General features: G+C 62.5%; 17 protein-coding genes. 11 read left to right on the plus strand and 6 right to left on the minus strand.

Translation table 11 applies throughout. The features are described 5' to 3' along the window. Positions 1–45 precede the first annotated feature (45 nt). Genes I7X09_RS03365 through I7X09_RS03375 form a run of 3 tightly spaced genes read left to right on the plus strand, consistent with a single transcriptional unit; the run spans position 46 to position 1,180 of the window. Positions 46–471 carry a DUF1707 SHOCT-like domain-containing protein gene (locus I7X09_RS03365; RefSeq protein WP_003940708.1) on the plus strand — a complete coding sequence of 142 codons (426 nt, stop codon included), beginning with the start codon at positions 46–48 and terminating at the stop codon, positions 469–471. Then, positions 471–821, plus strand: coding sequence for a hypothetical protein (locus tag I7X09_RS03370; protein WP_003940792.1), 351 nt, complete (start codon positions 471–473; stop codon positions 819–821). Before I7X09_RS03365 ends, I7X09_RS03370 begins: the two co-directional genes overlap by 1 nt. Then, positions 818–1,180 (plus strand): VanZ family protein, encoded by a 363-nt coding sequence (locus I7X09_RS03375; RefSeq protein ID WP_095969055.1) that lies wholly within the window; start codon positions 818–820, stop codon positions 1,178–1,180. The genes I7X09_RS03370 and I7X09_RS03375 overlap by 4 nt, the downstream gene beginning before the upstream one ends. Here I7X09_RS03375 and I7X09_RS03380 read toward each other — a convergent pair whose 3' ends face one another. Beyond that, complete coding sequence (locus I7X09_RS03380; RefSeq protein ID WP_095969054.1) at positions 1,181–1,981, minus strand: tyrosine-protein phosphatase; 801 nt, start codon at positions 1,979–1,981, stop codon at positions 1,181–1,183. 144 nt (positions 1,982–2,125) lie between these two features. Between I7X09_RS03380 and uraD the strand changes: the two genes are divergently transcribed. From uraD to I7X09_RS03410, 6 genes are all read left to right on the plus strand, one after another. After that, positions 2,126–2,644: a 2-oxo-4-hydroxy-4-carboxy-5-ureidoimidazoline decarboxylase gene (gene uraD / locus I7X09_RS03385; protein WP_200315560.1), complete on the plus strand. Its 519-nt coding sequence runs from the start codon at positions 2,126–2,128 to the stop codon at positions 2,642–2,644. Further along, the gene (gene uraH, locus I7X09_RS03390; RefSeq protein WP_095969052.1) at positions 2,641–2,970 is read left to right on the plus strand and encodes a hydroxyisourate hydrolase; all 330 of its coding nucleotides are present in this window, start codon (positions 2,641–2,643) and stop codon (positions 2,968–2,970) included. Before uraD ends, uraH begins: the two co-directional genes overlap by 4 nt. A 64-nt stretch (positions 2,971–3,034) precedes the next feature. Next, positions 3,035–3,952 (plus strand): factor-independent urate hydroxylase, encoded by a 918-nt coding sequence (gene pucL / locus I7X09_RS03395; RefSeq protein ID WP_172436498.1) that lies wholly within the window; start codon positions 3,035–3,037, stop codon positions 3,950–3,952. Between the two features lie 53 nt (positions 3,953–4,005). Then, the gene (locus I7X09_RS03400) at positions 4,006–5,319 is read left to right on the plus strand and encodes an 8-oxoguanine deaminase (RefSeq protein ID WP_234036933.1); all 1,314 of its coding nucleotides are present in this window, start codon (positions 4,006–4,008) and stop codon (positions 5,317–5,319) included. Positions 5,320–5,326: 7 nt separating this feature from the next. Beyond that, positions 5,327–6,136 carry an FAD binding domain-containing protein gene (locus tag I7X09_RS03405; RefSeq protein ID WP_095969277.1) on the plus strand — a complete coding sequence of 270 codons (810 nt, stop codon included), beginning with the start codon at positions 5,327–5,329 and terminating at the stop codon, positions 6,134–6,136. Beyond that, positions 6,133–8,844: a molybdopterin-dependent oxidoreductase gene (locus I7X09_RS03410; RefSeq protein ID WP_200315564.1), complete on the plus strand. Its 2,712-nt coding sequence runs from the start codon at positions 6,133–6,135 to the stop codon at positions 8,842–8,844. The genes I7X09_RS03405 and I7X09_RS03410 overlap by 4 nt, the downstream gene beginning before the upstream one ends. On the opposite strand, the gene lat is transcribed toward I7X09_RS03410, so the two are convergent. Together lat and I7X09_RS03420 are read right to left on the minus strand one after the other, a co-directional pair. Continuing rightward, on the minus strand, positions 8,841–10,169 hold the full coding sequence (lat, locus tag I7X09_RS03415; protein WP_200315566.1) for an L-lysine 6-transaminase: 1,329 nt from the start codon (positions 10,167–10,169) through the stop codon (positions 8,841–8,843). The two genes, I7X09_RS03410 and lat, sit on opposite strands and share 4 nt — an antisense overlap. A 65-nt stretch (positions 10,170–10,234) precedes the next feature. Next, on the minus strand, positions 10,235–10,699 hold the full coding sequence (locus tag I7X09_RS03420; RefSeq protein ID WP_003940830.1) for an Lrp/AsnC family transcriptional regulator: 465 nt from the start codon (positions 10,697–10,699) through the stop codon (positions 10,235–10,237). Positions 10,700–10,729: 30 nt separating this feature from the next. Between I7X09_RS03420 and hglS the strand changes: the two genes are divergently transcribed. Together hglS and amaB are read left to right on the plus strand one after the other, a co-directional pair. Next, the gene (gene hglS / locus I7X09_RS03425; RefSeq protein ID WP_200315568.1) at positions 10,730–12,046 is read left to right on the plus strand and encodes a 2-oxoadipate dioxygenase/decarboxylase; all 1,317 of its coding nucleotides are present in this window, start codon (positions 10,730–10,732) and stop codon (positions 12,044–12,046) included. Then, positions 12,043–13,548 (plus strand): L-piperidine-6-carboxylate dehydrogenase, encoded by a 1,506-nt coding sequence (amaB, locus tag I7X09_RS03430; RefSeq protein WP_095969046.1) that lies wholly within the window; start codon positions 12,043–12,045, stop codon positions 13,546–13,548. The genes hglS and amaB overlap by 4 nt, the downstream gene beginning before the upstream one ends. Here amaB and I7X09_RS03435 read toward each other — a convergent pair. The 3 genes from I7X09_RS03435 to I7X09_RS03445 are packed head-to-tail and all read right to left on the minus strand — an operon-like array spanning position 13,499 to position 16,735. Then, positions 13,499–14,284, minus strand: coding sequence for an alpha/beta fold hydrolase (locus I7X09_RS03435; protein ID WP_200315570.1), 786 nt, complete (start codon positions 14,282–14,284; stop codon positions 13,499–13,501). The two genes, amaB and I7X09_RS03435, sit on opposite strands and share 50 nt — an antisense overlap. Continuing rightward, positions 14,281–15,363 (minus strand): isopenicillin N synthase family dioxygenase, encoded by a 1,083-nt coding sequence (locus I7X09_RS03440; protein ID WP_200315572.1) that lies wholly within the window; start codon positions 15,361–15,363, stop codon positions 14,281–14,283. Before I7X09_RS03440 ends, I7X09_RS03435 begins: the two co-directional genes overlap by 4 nt. Beyond that, positions 15,344–16,735: a uracil-xanthine permease family protein gene (locus tag I7X09_RS03445; RefSeq protein WP_200315574.1), complete on the minus strand. Its 1,392-nt coding sequence runs from the start codon at positions 16,733–16,735 to the stop codon at positions 15,344–15,346. The genes I7X09_RS03440 and I7X09_RS03445 overlap by 20 nt, the downstream gene beginning before the upstream one ends. Positions 16,736–16,846 lie beyond the last annotated feature (111 nt).

Below are 16,846 nucleotides of genomic sequence, written 5' to 3' on the forward strand. Positions count from 1 at the left end.
CCCCACTACCGGAAAGGCGCACAGTCGTTTGAGTAGGCTGTAACGATGGCTGACGTCCCCGACATTCGCATCGGCACTGCAGAACGCGAGCAGGCACTCGATCTTTTGAGCGAGCATTTCGCCGCAGGCCGCCTCACCGTCACGGAGTTCGACGAGAGAAGCGGAATCGTCAGTGCCGCAACAACTCGCAGTGAACTCGTTCCGGTGTTCGCCGATCTGCCGGGCAACTATCAAGCCCCCGGCACCGCTCCCCTGTCGATGGTGACGCCTCCCGACGCACCGGCGGAGCGCGGCTTCAACCCCGACTGGTCCGGTCGTGTCATGGCTGTCGTCCCGATTCTCGCGGTGATCCTGTTCTTCGTCACCGGTACATGGTTGTGGTTCCTCGCGATTCCCCTGGCCGGTGCGCTGCTGTTCGGTACCGACCGGGAACGCAAGGCCAAGCGCCGCCGCGAACGGGACTCCGACTGATGGAGCCGATCGAGATCAACGCAGGCGGCTGGTATCTGCGGGCACTGCGCGCAGACGAGCGTGTGGACGACCGCCCCGCTCTTGCCGACGGCGGTATCACCGACCCCGATTACGTGAGTCAGCGGAGCGCTCAGTGGCACGAGAACAGCGTCTACTCCTGGGCAGTGTGCCAACCCAACACCGGTGAGCTTCTCGCCGAGGTCGTTCTGACGCCTCTCGACTCCACCGCCCTGCTCACCGGCTGGGCCCGCGACGGGCACACCGAGGCACTCACGACAGCTGCCGACGCCGTGACGAGGTTCGCCGAAGGTGCACTCGGGCTCGTAGTGGTCGAGGGGCAGACGAATTGAAGAACAACCGGTACTGGCCGCTGGCGATAGCCGTGGTCGTCGCTCTGATCATGCTCTTCTCTCCGGGCTCCACCGTGCCGTCCAGCCCGGAGAACACCGACAAGATCACCCACACGTTGATGTTCGCGGTATTGGCGATCACCTCGTTGCACGCCCGGATCCCGGTGTGGCTCACGGCGGTGTGGTTGGTGATCTTTGCCGCGACATCCGAGGTTCTTCAAGCAGCGCTGCCCATTTCGCGTTCGGGTTCGATCTGGGACGGCAGCGCCGATCTGCTCGGCATTGCCGTCGGGATCGGTATCGTCAGCCTCGTGACGCGGCGTCGAAACGCCCGCAACGACCAGCCGAGCAGGTTCTGATCAGCTGAGCAGGTTGCTCCGCAATTGTTCCTGAGTCGACGCGTCGATCTTCAAGCCGTCGGTGAAGTAGGCCTCGATGGATCCGTGAACCTGTGCGAGCTCTGCCATCGACGCCTCCAGGTACTCGCGCCTGACACCGAGGACACCTTCGAGCAGGGTCGGGTCGATACCCTTGGCCTCGAAACGCTCGAGGAGCGGCGCGAACATCGGCAACAGAACCTTGTTGGTTTCGAGGTAGTCCGCGAAGACCGCGTCCTCGGAAGCCCCCAGGAACAGCAGCAGCGCGGCCGCGGCCCAGCCCGTGCGGTCCTTGCCCGTGGTGCAGTGAACGAGTGCCGGCGAGCTGGCCGGCTGCGCCAAGTCGACGAACAGTTGCCGGTACGACGCGACCGCACTCGGCAAGGTCACGAAATCGCGGTAACTTCCCTGAAAGTACTCGAGCGCCTGGCCGCTGCCCAACGCTTCGGCAGCAAACGCAGGGTCGGCGATCATCTGCTGCATCTGAGCCGGAATTGCGCGATACTGCTTGTCCGCCAGGACATCCAGGCCGAGTTCACGGATACCGTCCGGCGTCAGGTCCGGTGCCGTTTCCCGTTCGGATTCGGTGCGCAGATCGTAGATCGTGACGATGCCCAGATCGGCGAGGGTCTGTGCGCCGTCCGCGCTGAGCGATGCCAGATCAGTGGAACGAAACACGCTCCCGGTGCGGACGGTGCCTCCGAAGCTCGATTCGGGGCCACCGATGTCTCGGAGGTTCGCCAGCGACGGTACGACGGAAGACAACTTCGGAGTATCGGTCATACCTAGACTGTATCGGGCGTTCGACCGTGCCGGACAAGAGCCGGACCAAAGCCGGACAGGGCCGGCGAAAGAAAGTTTGCGACGCATCATCTCCCGTAATTGCTGCGCTACAGATCCGTAACATGCTCAAGTAATCCTGTGGACATGCCTACAACGAATTCCAGTGGTCTCAGAGCCTTCGATGCGCTCGGAGACCACCAGGCAGTCGCGGCGCTGCTCGAGTGTTGCCATTCCGCCGTGTGGGCACAGGAAATCGCCTCGTCTCGCCCGTTCGCCGATCTGGAGGCACTGCTCGACAAAGCAGATGCGGTGCTGGCCGAGCTTCCCGAGTCCGAGATCGACGACGCACTGTCCGGCCACCCGCGAATCGGAGAGCGAACAGAGAGCGCAGCCTCGGCCAGGGAACAGTCGGGAGTCTCGTCCGCGACAGAAGACGTACTCGAGGAACTTCGACAGAAGAACGCCGAGTACGAGGACACATTCGGCCATGTTTACCTGGTCTGCGCGTCGGGGAAATCTGGGACGGAGCTCCTCGACATCCTTCGAGGCCGTCTCCGAAACGACCCGGCGACCGAGCGTTCCGTGCTTCGAACCGAACTGGCCGCCATCAATCGGATCAGACTCGCCCGTCTGATCGATTCACTCGCCGGAGGCGCAGCATGAGCAAGACCCTCAGCACGCACGTTCTCGACGCTACGACGGGCAACCCCGCGGCGGGGATTCGCGTCGAACTTCGTGATCGAGACGGCGCCACCCTCACCACTGCGGAGACCGACTCCGACGGCCGTATCCCCGAACTTGCTCCCGGCGGTCTGACTGCCGGCCACTACACCCTGACTTTCGACACCGGAACGTATTTCGAGACCACCGGACAAGAGAACTTCTACCCGGAAGTGACAGTGACCTTCCGGGTAGACGACACGGCACGGGGCTATCACGTCCCACTGTTGCTGTCGCCCTTTGCTTATTCCACCTATCGCGGGAGCTGAACACGTGACTACCGAAAACATCACAACCGGCAACATCACGACCGGCAATACAAGCGCCGAACGGTTGAGCGGATCGATCGAACTCTCGGGTCACCAGTACGGCAAAGCGGAAAATCGAGTAGTCCGAATCTACCGAGACACCCCCCGTCACGAGATTCACGACATCAACGTCTCCACTTGCCTGCGTGGAGATTTCGCCGATGCGTACCTCACCGGTGATCAGTCGAAGGTTCTGCCGACCGACACGCAGAAACAAACGGCCTACTCCTACGCCAAGGAAAAAGGCCTGATCTCGATCGAGACGTACGGACTCGAACTCGCCCGTCATTTCGTCGACGACATCGAACCGGTCAGTGGCGCGCGGATCGAGATCGAGGAATACGCCTGGGAGCGTGCGATTGTCGACGGCAGCGAGCACGACTACACCTGGATTCGGAAGGGTCAAGAAGTTCGGACGGCGTCGATCACCATCTCCGACGCCGGGACGGCCGATGCCGGGACGTGGGTGATCGGCGGCTTGAAGGACCTGGTGATCCTCAAATCGACTGGTAGTGAGTTCTCGGGTTTCCTCGAAGATCCGTACACGATCCTCGAGCCGACCGACGACCGCGTCATGGCGACCACGTTGGTCGCCCAGTGGCGATTCGTCACCACCGACGTCGACTGGGAATCGGTCTACGTGGGCATCAAGGCACAAATCGTCAAACAATTCGCGCAGGTACATTCACTTGCCCTGCAGCAGACGCTCTTCCACATCGGCAAGGCAATTCTCGAAGAGTTTCCGATCATTGCCGAGGTTCGACTGTCCGCACCCAACAAACATCATTTCGAATATGCACTCGGCCGCTTCGGAGTCGAGAACGACAACGAGGTGTTCCACGCCGCCGATCGCCCGTACGGCCTTATCCAAGCCGCGGTCAGCCGATCCGACGCGCCTGACGCGGGACCATCGTGGACCACCTATGCCGGCTGGTTGTCGTGACCGAATCAGCGCTCGGGACAACACTCGTCATCGCCAATGCCCATGTGGTCACGATGGACGGCGACCGCTCCGAGTACTCCGACGGCTACGTCGTGATTTCTGGCAACAAGATTGTCGACGTGGGGAGCGGAAAGGCCCCCGCGTACCCGAATGCGCATGTGATCGACGGCAGCGGTTGCCTGATCACACCCGGACTGGTGAACACACATCATCATCTCTACCAATGGATCACCCGTGGCCTGGCAGCAGACTCGACGCTCTTCGAGTGGCTGACCACGCTGTACCCCGTCTGGGCGGGTATCGACGCCGACGCCGTCCACGTGGCGGCCACCGGCGGCCTCACCTGGTTGGCAAAAACCGGATGTACGACCACCACCGACCACCACTACGTCGTCCCCCGCGACGCCGGTGATGTTTTCGAGGCCGAGATCACCGCGGCTGCGCAGGTCGGCCTTAGATTCCACCCGTGTCGTGGGTCGATGGACCTCGGTCAGAGTTCCGGCGGCCTGCCGCCGGATCACGTAGTGGAAAAACTCGACGACATCCTGACCGGCACACAGTCGGTGATCGACCGCTGGCACGACCCGAATACCGGGTCGATGTTGCAGATCGCGGTAGCTCCCTGCTCACCCTTCTCCGTGACGGAGTCATTGCTCCGAGAGTCCGCGACTCTGGCCCGTGAAAACGGCGTGCGTATGCACACGCATCTGGCCGAGACCCTGGACGAGGAGCGCTTCTGCCGAGAGCTTTTCGGTTGCACGCCGATCGAATACATGGAACGCGTCGGCTGGGTGGGCCCGGACGTCTGGTACGCCCACGCAGTCCATCTCGACGACGCCGGTATCGAGACGATGGCGCGAACCGGAACTGCGGCGGCGCACTGCCCGACCTCCAATGCCCGCCTGGGAGCCGGTATCGCCCGTGCCGCCGATCTGGTGAACGGCGGGGTCACCGTGGGGCTCGGCGTGGACGGCGCCGCGAGCAACGAAGCATGCAGTCTGATCGAGGAGTCTCGTCATGCGCTCCTGTTTGCTCGGGCCAAGGGCGGACCGCAGACGATGAGGGTGCGAAGAGCCTTGGAATTGGGAACGATCGGCGGCGCACGAGTTCTGGGCCGTGACAGCGAGATCGGATCGATCGAGGTCGGAAAACTCGCCGACCTGGCGGTGTGGAAACTCGACACCCTCGCGCATGCCGGCATCACCGATCCGGTGGCAGCGCTCGTACTCGGCTCGACTCCCCCGCTGAAGTTACTGCTTGTCAACGGGCGAACCGTAGTTGCCGACGGACGAGTCACCACCGTCGACGAGGACGTCGTGGCCTCGGATGTCGCACGCGCACACCGCGACCTACTCGGAAAGGCTTGAGGCCGCGATGGACCTGCACAGCGTCGACGAAGTTCTGGTGCCGCGGACCCGGGCCGAACTACCCTGTGCGTCACCCGGCATCGGGTTCATCGGCGGCGGCACCTGGCTGTATTCGGAACCGCAGCCGCACCTGACCACGCTCGTCGACTTGTCCGGCCTCGACTGGAGGGCAGTCGAGGTCAGCGATCACGGGATCGAAATCGCGGCCACCTGCACCATCGAGGAACTGTGCCGCGCCGAGCTTCCCACATCTTGGTCCGCCGCAGCGCTGTTCCAACACTGCGCTGACGCACTGCTCGCATCGTGGAAGGTGTTGCGATACGCGACTGTCGGCGGCAACATCGCGCTCTCCTTCCCGGCCGGAGCGATGACGACTCTGTGCACCGCACTCGATGCCGAATTGACGATCTGGCGACCGGACGGTACCGAATACTCGGTCCCCGTAGTCGATTTCGTCATCGACGATTCTCGCAACGTGCTCGGACCCGGCGAGATCATCCGCTGCGTCCGAATTCCCGTGCATGCACTCACTGCGCGTACCGCGATGCGCAAGCTGGCACAGACGTCACTCGGGCGATCTGCCGTGGCCGTGGCCGGACGCTGCGGCGCCGACGGTTTCACCCTGGCGGTCACCGCCGCGACCCGCCGTCCGTACGCACTGAAATTCGACGAACTCCCCGACACCGCTGCACTTGCGGATGCATTGCGCAACAGGATTCCGGAAGACGCCTACTTCACCGATGTCCATGGAACTGCGCCATGGCGGAAGGCGATGACCGAGCTTCTCGCCGAAGAAATCCGAGGTGAACTGGAATGAAGTACTCGGTGGACGGAGTTCCCCGCGACGACCGACCCCGCCCAGGACAGTGCCTGCGAACCTTCCTCCGCGAGCACGGAACGAACTCCGTCAAGAAGGGGTGCGATGCCGGAGACTGCGGCGCCTGCTCGGTGCTGGTCGACGGTCACCCCACCCATTCGTGCATCTTTCCCGCCCATCGCATCGGCGGCCACGACGTCGTCACCGCCGCCGGCCTCGGTACGCCGGAGAAACTTCACCCCGTTCAACAGGCATTCGCGGACGCGGGTGGATTCCAATGTGGTTTCTGCACCGCAGGAATGGTGGTCACCACATCAGCGCTGTCGGTAGAACAAAAATCCGATCTCGCGTGCTCGATGAAAGGTAACCTGTGCCGTTGCACCGGCTATCGGTCCATTCGTGACGCCCTCGCGGGTACATCCAATACCGAGACTGCCAAAATAGGCGGGGCCCAAGGGCGTTCGATCGCAGCCCCGGCGTCCGCACGCATCGTCACGGGGACCGAGCAGTACACCATGGACTTCTCCCCGGGTGAGAAGCCGATCGACCTGCTTCACGTCGCAGTACTCGGCAGTCCGCACGCACACGCACACATAACCCGGATAGACACGGCAGCAGCCGAAGCGGCGCCGGGCGTCGCCGTGGTCCTCACCTTTCAGGACAGTCCGGACGTGCTGTTCTCGACTGCCCGACACGAGGACCGCAACGACGACCCGGACGACACGCGGGTGTTCGACAGCACCCTCCGTTTCCACGGCCAGCGGGTCGCCGCGGTCGTTGCCGAAACCCCGACGCAGGCAGAACGTGCACTCTCACTGATCGAAGTCGACTACGAGGTACTCGACGCGGTGTTCGAACCAGATCTGGCACGTTCCCCCGGCGCTCCGCTCCTGCACGGCGACAAAGACGAGAGCTCACGGATAGCCGAGGCACCCCGAAACGTGGTTGCCGCGCTTCACGACGGCGTCGGCGACCTGGACCGTGCGCTCGCGGATGCGACTGCAGTCGTCGAAGGTACGTGGAAAACTGCGCGAGTCCAGCACGTGGCCTTGGAAACTCACGGCGCTGTGGGGTGGCTCGACGAGGACGACCGCCTCGTCATCAGAAGCAGCACACAGGTGCCGTTTCTGGTTCGGGACGAATTGGCGCACATCTTCGATCTCGATCGCAGCCGAATCAGGGTGTTCGCCAAGCGGGTAGGTGGAGGCTTCGGCGGAAAGCAGGAACTACTCACCGAAGATCTGGTCGCACTGGCCGTCCTGCGAACCGGTAGGCCCGTTGCTTACGAGTTCAGCCGAAGCGATCAGTTCACCATCGCACCGTCGCGGCACCCGATGCGGGTATCGGTCCGTGCCGGCGCCGATGCCGACGGCACTCTCACTGCGCTGGCCATCGACGTCCTTTCCGACGCGGGGGCGTACGGGAACCATTCGATCGGAGTCATGTTCCACGGTTGCGCCGAATCCATGGCGGTCTATCGCGCTGCGACCAAACGCGTCGACGCCGAGGCTGTCTACACGAACAACGTTCCGTCCGGCGCCTTCCGTGGCTACGGTCTCGGTCAGATCATCTTCGCGGTCGAGTCGGCCATGGATCAGCTCGCGGATCGTCTCGGCATGGACCCCTTCGAGTTTCGGCGCCGCAACGTCGTCGTACCCGGAGACGATTTTGTCGACTGGCACGTCGAGGACGGTGATCTCGAATTCGGCAGCTACGGACTGGACCAGTGCATCGACCTCGTCGACAGTGCACTGTCGAGCGGACGCGGCGAGGCTGCACCAGCAGGGTCGCGTTGGCAGATCGGTCGAGGCATGGCAATTGCCATGATCGCGACGATCCCGCCGCGTGGTCACTTCTCCGACACCACCGTCGCACTCGAGGCCGACGGTCGGTACGTCGTGACTATCGGTACTGCGGAATTCGGAAACGGAACCACCACGATTCACCAACAGATCGCGGCCACCGAATTGCGGACGACAGTCGATCGCATCTCTATTGTTCAATCCGACACCGATGCCGGCGGATACGACACCGGAGCATTCGGGTCGACAGGAACGGTGGTCGCCGGAAAGGCGCTCCTGATCGCCTGCGAGCGCCTTCGCGAGCGGATACTGACCCGTGCGGCGCGATTGAGTGGCCGCGCCGCGCAGATCGACGATCTTTCGCCGGACGGGGTCGAAACGTCCCACGGTTGCCTCGATTTCGCGACGCTACTCGAAGGTGGCCCGCTCGCCGCTGACGGTCGCCACGACGGAACACCGCGCTCGGTCTCGTTCAACGTTCACGGTTTTCGCGTTGCCGTCGACACGGATACCGGCCGGGTGAAGATCCTGCAGTCGGTTCAGGCCGCCGATGCCGGCACCGTCATGAACCCGGCACAACTCCGCGGGCAGGTGGAAGGCGGTGTGGGACAAGCGCTCGGTGCTGCGCTGTCGGAGGAGATAGTCATCGAGGAAGGTAGGGTGGTCAATCCGCAGCTGCGCAATTACCACGTTCCCCAGATCGGGGATCTGCCGATCACCGAGGTACTGTTTGCCGACACGTACGACAAGCTCGGCCCTTTCGGCGCGAAATCGATGAGCGAGGCGCCCTTCAATCCGGTGGCACCGGCGTTGGCAAACGCAATCGCGAATGCTTGTGGAGTTCGGATGTACTCCACGCCGATGACACCGGACCGGGTGTGGGGCGAACTCCAGGCGGGGACCTAGGCTTCGCGTTCGAGTACGCGCTCGACGGCGTCGACCGCGTCGTCCAGTTCACTGGTCGTCACCGTCAGTGCGGGCCGGAACCGAATTCCTTGCTTACCCGTCGGCAGAATCATCACATGCTCGTCTTCCCGCAGTCGCTGGACGACGCGATCACGAAGGTCACTGTCCGCCAACGTGATCGCGCACATCAAGCCACGACCCCGAGGCTCGGTCGCCGTCGCGTAACGCCCGCACACTTCGGTCAACCGGGTAAGGAGATGCGCGCCCGTGAATCGCGCGCGGTCGATCAGTCGGTCCTGTTCGACGACTTCGAGTATCCGCCGGGCGCGCACCATGTCGGTGAGGTTGCCGCCCCACGTCGAATTGATCCGGGAACTGACGTGAAACACATTGTCGTGCACTTCATCCACGCGGCCACCGGCCATGATGCCGCACACCTGCGTTTTCTTGCCGAAGGCCACCACATCCGGGTGCAATCCCAATTGCTGGTAGGCCCAAGCGGTTCCGGTGATCCCGCATCCCGTCTGCACCTCGTCGAGGATGAAGAGGGCGTCATTCTCACGACACAGCTCTTGCATCGCCTGCAGGAATTCCGGCCTGAGGTGATGGTCACCGCCTTCGCCTTGGATCGGTTCGGCGATGAAACAGGCTATATCGTCGGGGTTGTCGGCAAACGCTCGGCGCGCTTGATCGAGAGTTCGCCTCTCCGCTGCTTCGACATCGCGGCCGTTTGCCAGGTACGGCGAGTCGATGCGGGGCCAGTCGAACTTGGGGAATCTCGCGACCTTGCCCGGTTCGGTGTTGGTGAGCGACATCGTGTATCCGCTACGACCGTGGAAGGCCTCGGTCAAATGCAGGACCTTCGTCCCCAGATCGCGTGACAATCCACGGCTTTCGTTCAACCGACTCTTCCAGTCGAAAGCAACCTTGAGCGCATTTTCCACCGCAAGTGCCCCGCCGTCCACGAAGAACAAGTGTGGAAGCGCCGAATCCCCCAGGACACGAGCGAAAGCCGCAACGAACCGCGCCATGGGTTCGGTGTAAATGTCGGAGTTACTCGGCTTGTTGGAGGCGACAACAGCCAACTCCTGCTGAAATTCCTCGTCGCCGGTGATCGCCGGGTGATTCATCCCGAGGGCAGAGGAACCGAAGAAGCCGAACATGTCCAGATACTCGGTTCCGTCTCGCAGGTCGCGAAGATAGGAACCTCGTGACCTTTCGACGTCGAGAATCAGATCGAATCCGTCGACGAGCATGCTGGCTTTCAACACCTCGTAGACCGGAAAGAGCGCACTGTCACCGAAGTCTCGCATCGCAGTACTCATACGCGAAGGTTATGTCAATTTTACGAGAGTGTCGATAGAACACCGTAAAAGTTATTGAACAAGCGTCATTCGTCGTAAAAAGTTTGTAGGATGATGGTGCTTCGTGTGTTGACGTTGGCTGCCGTACGGATCTCCTGCAGCAATCGCTCCAACGCCCGAGGTGACGCCACCCGGACCAGGAGGACGTAACTTTCACTCCCGGCCACCGAGTGGCACGAAACGACCGCCGGCAGGTGACGCAAACGAGCAGGAGCATCGTCGGGCTGCGAAGGATCGAGAGGAGTGATGGCGACAAATGCGGACAGATTGTGACCGAGTGCCTCAGGATCGATCTTCGCCGAGTAGCCACGGATCACCTTGCGAGACTCCAATCGACGCACTCTCGACTGGACTGCGGAGATCGAGAGTCCAGCCTTCTCAGCAAGACTCGCGAGAGTGGCACGGCCGTCCAAGACCAATTCACGCATCAAAAGTCGATCGGTTTCGTCGACCGGAACACCGGCAACGTCACTGGTTTCTGTTTCTCGCACCTGCGCAGGCTAACGCAATCGGACATTCGTATGGTTGAAACCTGGGAGCTACGTGCACGGTTCGCTGCGGCCCTCGCCAAGATGTACGGCGACGAGGTCCCCGCTTACAACACCTTGGTAGATGTAACGCTGCAGGTGAACCGTGATTTTGCTGCCGAACATCCGGATCCTGCGGAGCGCCTGGGCAGCCTGGCGAGAGTCAGCGCCGAGCGTCACGGCGCCATCCGACTGGGGACTCTCGACGAACTACGTGACGTGACCACCGTCTTCGGCGGATTCGGTATGTTTCCGGTCGGCTACTACGACCTCCGGCTCACCGACTCCCCCATTCCCGTTGTCTCGACGGCTTTTCGCCCCACCGAGCCTGCCGAACTCGCCCGGAACCCGTTCCGTGTTTTCACCTCCGTACTGACCGGCTCCGATTCCAGGTTTTTCGACACCGACCTCGAGCGTCGGATCACCGGGTTCCTGCGTCGCCGAACCCTGTTCTCTCCCGCACTTCTGCAGTGGGCACGGCAAGCAAACCGCGAGTGCGGCCTCCCGGAGCCCGAGGCGACACAATTCGTCGAAGCGGCAACCTCGGCGTTTCGGCTCGGCACCGAACCCATCGACGCCGGTTGGTATCGCGAACTTGCCGCGATCTCACCTGTCGCCGCAGACATCGCCGGCCAGGGCTCGACACATGTCAACCACCTCACCCCACGGGTACTCGACATCGACGAATTGTACCGCCGAATGACCGAGCGCGGCATCGCCATGATCGACCGCATCCAAGGCCCGCCGAGATGGAATGGGCCGCCACTGCTTCTGCGGCAGACGTCGTTTCGCGCACTGGCCGAAGACAGACGTTTTCGTCGGCCGGACGGATCGGTCACCACAGAACCTGTCCGCGTCAGATTCGGCGAGGTCGAGGCACGCGGAATCGCGTTGACCCGCAGCGGGAGGGCGATCTACGACCGACTGATCGCCAGGCCCGAGGACGCCGACTGGGGCAGCGAATTTCCGCACACCGAGGACGGACTCGACGACGCGGGGTTGGCGTACTTCACGTACCGAAGCGAAGGAACTGTCGTCGTCCGCGACCCGATCGTCTACGAGGACTTTCTACCGGCATCCGCGGCCGGGATCTTCGCGTCCAATCTCGATTCCGTGACCGGATTCGTTTCCGATGCGCCCGGCGCCGAATACGGGCAGGATCGATTGGAGGGCGCCATCGACCGCACCATCGAAGATCCGTTCGAGCTGTACCGCGCACAACAAGAGGCATCACGTGCCGTGCTTTCTCCCGCCCACAACCACCCCCGACTACAACCACCCCCGCCTACAACCACAGAGGACTCCCAGTGAACCTGCCTGATTCTTCGAGCCTCGCCGACCGCGCCGAGAACGCCCTCGCTGCCTGCGGTGTCGAGTGGCCCGCCGGCGATCTGAGCGCACATAGTCCGATCACCGGTACACAACTGCGTACGGTCCGGCAACACTCCGGCCGAGAAGTCGACGACGCCGTCGAAGCGGCTCATCGAGCGTTCCTCACCTGGCGCACCGTCCCCGCTCCGGCGCGCGGGGCGGTCGTGCGGCGGCTGGGAAGCCTACTGACCGAGCACAAGGAGGATCTCGCGGAGATCGTGACGCTGGAGGCAGGCAAGGTCACCTCGGAAGCTCTCGGCGAGGTACAGGAGATGATCGACATCTGCGAGTTCGCGGTCGGTCTCTCCCGGCAGCTCTACGGACGCACCATGCCGTCCGAGCGTCCTGGCCACCGGTTGACGGAAACGTGGCACCCGCTCGGCGTCGTCGGGGTCATCTCCGCGTTCAACTTTCCCGTCGCGGTGTGGTCGTGGAATACCGCCATCGCTCTCGTGTGCGGTGACGCCGTCGTGTGGAAGCCTTCGGAAACCACGCCACTGACCGCACTGGCATGTGACGCCCTCCTCCGACGCGCACTCGCCGACTGTGATGCGCCGATAGACGTCCACCAGTTGATCATCGGCGGACGCGACGTCGGTGAGGCCTTGGTGGACAACCCACTTGTGGCCTTGGTCAGCGCTACCGGTTCCGTGAGAATGGGCCGCGCCGTGGCTCCACGAGTTGCCGAGCGTTTCGGACGAAGTCTCCTGGAGCTGGGTGGAAACAACGCCGCCGTCGTCACGCCGTCGGCAGATCTCGAGCTTGCCGTGCGCGGAATTGTCTTCTCCGCCGCCGGAACTGCCGGGCAGCGCTGCACCTCACTGCGCCGGCTCATCGTTCACGAGTCGATCGCCGACAACGTCGTCGACCGCGTTGCGTCCGCATACGCGCAACTCCAGGTCGGCAGTCCCTTCGACTCCGGTGTTCTGGTCGGGCCGCTGATCAACGAAGCCGCGTTCGAGGCGATGCAGAAATCGCTCTCGGCCGCGCGCGCGGACGGCGGGACCGTAGTGTGCGGCGGCGACCGCGTCGGCGAATCCGGTTTCTACGTGACACCTGCACTCGTTCGTATGCCCGCACAGACCGAGGTGGTACGGGCCGAGACTTTTGCACCCATCCTCTACGTCTTGACCTACACCGATTTCGACGACGCCATTGCGCTGCACAACGATGTGCCTCAAGGTCTTTCGTCCTCGATCTTCACGCTCGATCAGCGTGAGGCCGAGCGTTTTCTCGCCGCCGACGGTTCCGATTGCGGCATCGCGAACGTGAACATCGGAACGTCCGGTGCAGAGATCGGCGGCGCTTTCGGCGGGGAGAAGGAGACGGGCGGCGGACGCGAATCGGGTTCGGATTCGTGGAAGGCATACATGCGCCGAGCCACCAATACCGTCAACTACTCGGACCAGTTGCCGCTGGCTCAAGGGGTCGAGTTCGGCTGAACACCTGCTGGGCGAAATCGGTGATCGCGTCGATCAGCTCCGGAAGCGCCGACAACTGAGGTGCATGATCGGTGCCCAGGCTGACCATCTGGGCACCGGGGACAAGTCTCTGCATGGCACGTTGAGCCTCGATCGGCACAGTTCGATCCAGGGTGCATTCGACATAGAGCCTCGGCACGGTTCCGAATCGCTCTTCGGTCCAGTCCGCTGCCATCAAACGGGCGGACTCCAATTGTGGGACAAGCATGCGCGCTGCGCCTATCGCATCGGCGACCGGCGCTTCGTGGAAGAACACGGCGGCAGCGGCTTCCGGCGGAACTGCCGTCGCTTCGCCTTCGCCGACAGGGACCAACCAACGCGAGATCCCGACCGGACTTTCCAAACCGGCTTCAGCACACAGCATCCCGAAATCCATCTGTGACGGCAGCATCATTCCCGCGACATATACAAGACCCGTTACCTGCGAAGGTATCCACTCGGCCACCTGCGAGGCCACGATCCCGCCGCCTGAGTGCCCGACCAGGATGGCCGGCCCGTCCAATGACTCCATCACTGACACAACATGTTCGGCGACATCGGCCAGATCGATCACGTCGTCGGGGTTCCAACTCCCGGAGCCGGGAAGCTCCACCACGACGGGATCGAAGCCGGCCGACTTCAGAGGGCCACGCACCCGATCCCAGACCCAACCACCTGCCCAGGCGCCGTGAATCAGGACGATGTTCCGAGGGCTCACTGCTTCACCTCGAACTCGGCCGCCGAGAGCACCCGTGCCGCCTCACGAACTGCGGCGGTATTGGACTTCCCCTGCCTCGACCCGGCCAGCTTGGCTTTGATGTGATCGCGAACAGTGATGGGTTCGTATTCCAGGCCGGAGTCGTCGCGAAAGCGCGGTAGTGTCGCGATCACCGCATCGACGTTTCCGTCGTGAAAGAACGCGGCCGATCGTCGACGTTTGACGGTGCCGTTCACCACCGGAGGCGCAACTCGGTGCAACGTGGACATCCACTTGTCGTTGGTCAGGCGCGCGGTGAGATCCCCAAGATTGACCAACAGCGCATCGTCTTCCGGCCAGACGTCGTGCCAGCGTCGGTCGCTCCCGAGCACTTGCAAACCTTCGACCTGATCCGCCCACAACACGGTGACCAGCCCGAAATCGGTATGTTCCCCCATCCCCTTCAACTCGCCGTCCAACGTCACCGCCCCTTCGGGCAATGCGTAATTGTTCATCCGCAATACGTCGATGGAATGGTCGGTGATCGACTCGAAGAATCCCGGGGTCAGGCCCAGTGCGTCGTCGAAAATGGTGGTGAGTGTCCGCGCCACCCGCTCGCCATGGGCGTAGTAGTTCTCCACTCGCTCCGCGAATCCACGCACTGCCGGCCACAGGTTGATTCCGTAATCCTCCTCCGACAGTTCGAGTTCGGTGAATGATCGGGCTTCGGTTCCTATGTTGAACGCCTCGAAAAAGTCGTTCATCCGGGTCGCGGATTCGACGCCGAGACTCAAGCTCAGCGACTCACTCTTGGGCGGACTGTACCCACGATTCGCGCCCGCGATTCGGTAGCCCGATTTGGTCTCCAGCGGCAGTCCGAAGAAGTCGTCCATGGCGTCGGCGAGGCCGGAAGAAATGTCGACTGGAACGCCGTGACCCCGAATCTGCATGAAACCGACAGTTCGACAAGCATGGTCGACGTCAGCAGCCACTCGCGCCTTGTCCTGGTCGGCACCACCGAGCACGTAAGGCGAGATGTCGATGACGGGCACTTCGAAGAGATCGGATCCTGACAGAGAATCAGACTGTGACGATGGCACTGGCGTCTCCTGCAGAACTGGTAGCGGGTTCATTTTTTGCAGTGGGGTGAAGGCTCTCGCGCGATCGTCTCGCGAGTTCACCGAGTCGGCTGTGATTGAACAGCAGGTTGAGCGAAAAGGCCGAGGCCGCAGCCAAAGTGATGCCACTACCGAGGAGGATCTGTGCCGAGGAGGGGAACCGCTCGAACATCCCCTCCGCAAATTCCGGCAGAATGCCGATTCCGACGGATACAGCAGCGATCGTGGTGTTGATCGGGTCACTGAGATCGACCTTGCGCAGCGTGTTGATTCCGACCACGGCGACAGTCGAGAACAAGATGATGCCAACACCGCCGACCACCGGATCAGGTAGGGCGGCAACCACTTCACCCATTCGCGGGATGAGGCCGAGGACGATCAGAATGGCACCGCTGGTAGCGGTCACGTACCGGCTGTACACCCGGGTAGTGGCCACAGCGCCGACATTCTGGGAGAAAACAGTGTCGACAAAGGCATTGAAGATTCCGCCCAGAACTCCCGACATACCGTCGGCCACCAGGCCTCGTGCCAGATCTGCTTTCTTCAAAGGCTTTCCGGTGATCTCGCTGACGGCCAGCATGCTCGCCGTCGATTCGGCGAAAACCACTGCCATGACGATACTCATCGCCACCACCGCGGTGACGGGAAACTCCGGAGCTCCGAAATGGAACGGCATCGGGAAACCCACCCAGGCCGAACCACTGACGCCACTCAGATCGATCAGACCCATCGGTATGGCAATCACGGTACCGATCACCAATGCCATCAGCACTCCGAGTTGTGTCCACATCCCGCGGCCGAGGCAGATGAACGCCACCGCGACTACGACGACAGCCGCAGCCAGCGCCAGGTTCTTCGGGTCGGCGAACGACGGGGAGGTGGGGTCGTTTCCGACGATCAAGCCTCCTGCGACCCCGATCAACGAGATGCCGATGACCGTGAGGACGACGCCGGTGACCAGGGGCGGGAAGTATCGGACGATCTTGGCGAACGGTACGGCCAGAGCTATGCCGACTACACCACCGACCAGCATGGACCCGTATACCGCCTGCAGGCCGTACTCCTTCGCGATCAGAATCATCGGCGTCAGTCCGGCGAAGGTCGCCCCGCACACGATCGGCAGCCGAACACCGGCGACCTTCCCGACGCCCAAGCTCTGAATGATCGTGATGATGCCTGCAACGAGCAAGTCCGCGCTGATCAGCATCGCGACTGTGCTGCGATCCAGCCCTACGGCGGCACCGAAAACCAGCGGAACCGTGATGCAGCCGGTGTACATGATGAGGACGTGCTGAAGAGCAAAAGCAGACTGGCGGGCAATGGGGAGCCGCTGGTCGACTGGATGGATGGCCATGCGCCGATCTCCGTCCGAAGCTGGAAGTGTTTCGTGTACGGGACTATTCAGCACGTCGATAATTTCTTACCGTGGTCGAATTTGTTTCGTCTGTGTAATCAAAACTTTCAC

The sequence above is a fragment of the Rhodococcus sp. P-2 genome (genome assembly GCF_016598535.1).
GTDB classification, from domain to species: domain Bacteria; phylum Actinomycetota; class Actinomycetes; order Mycobacteriales; family Mycobacteriaceae; genus Rhodococcus_F; species Rhodococcus_F baikonurensis.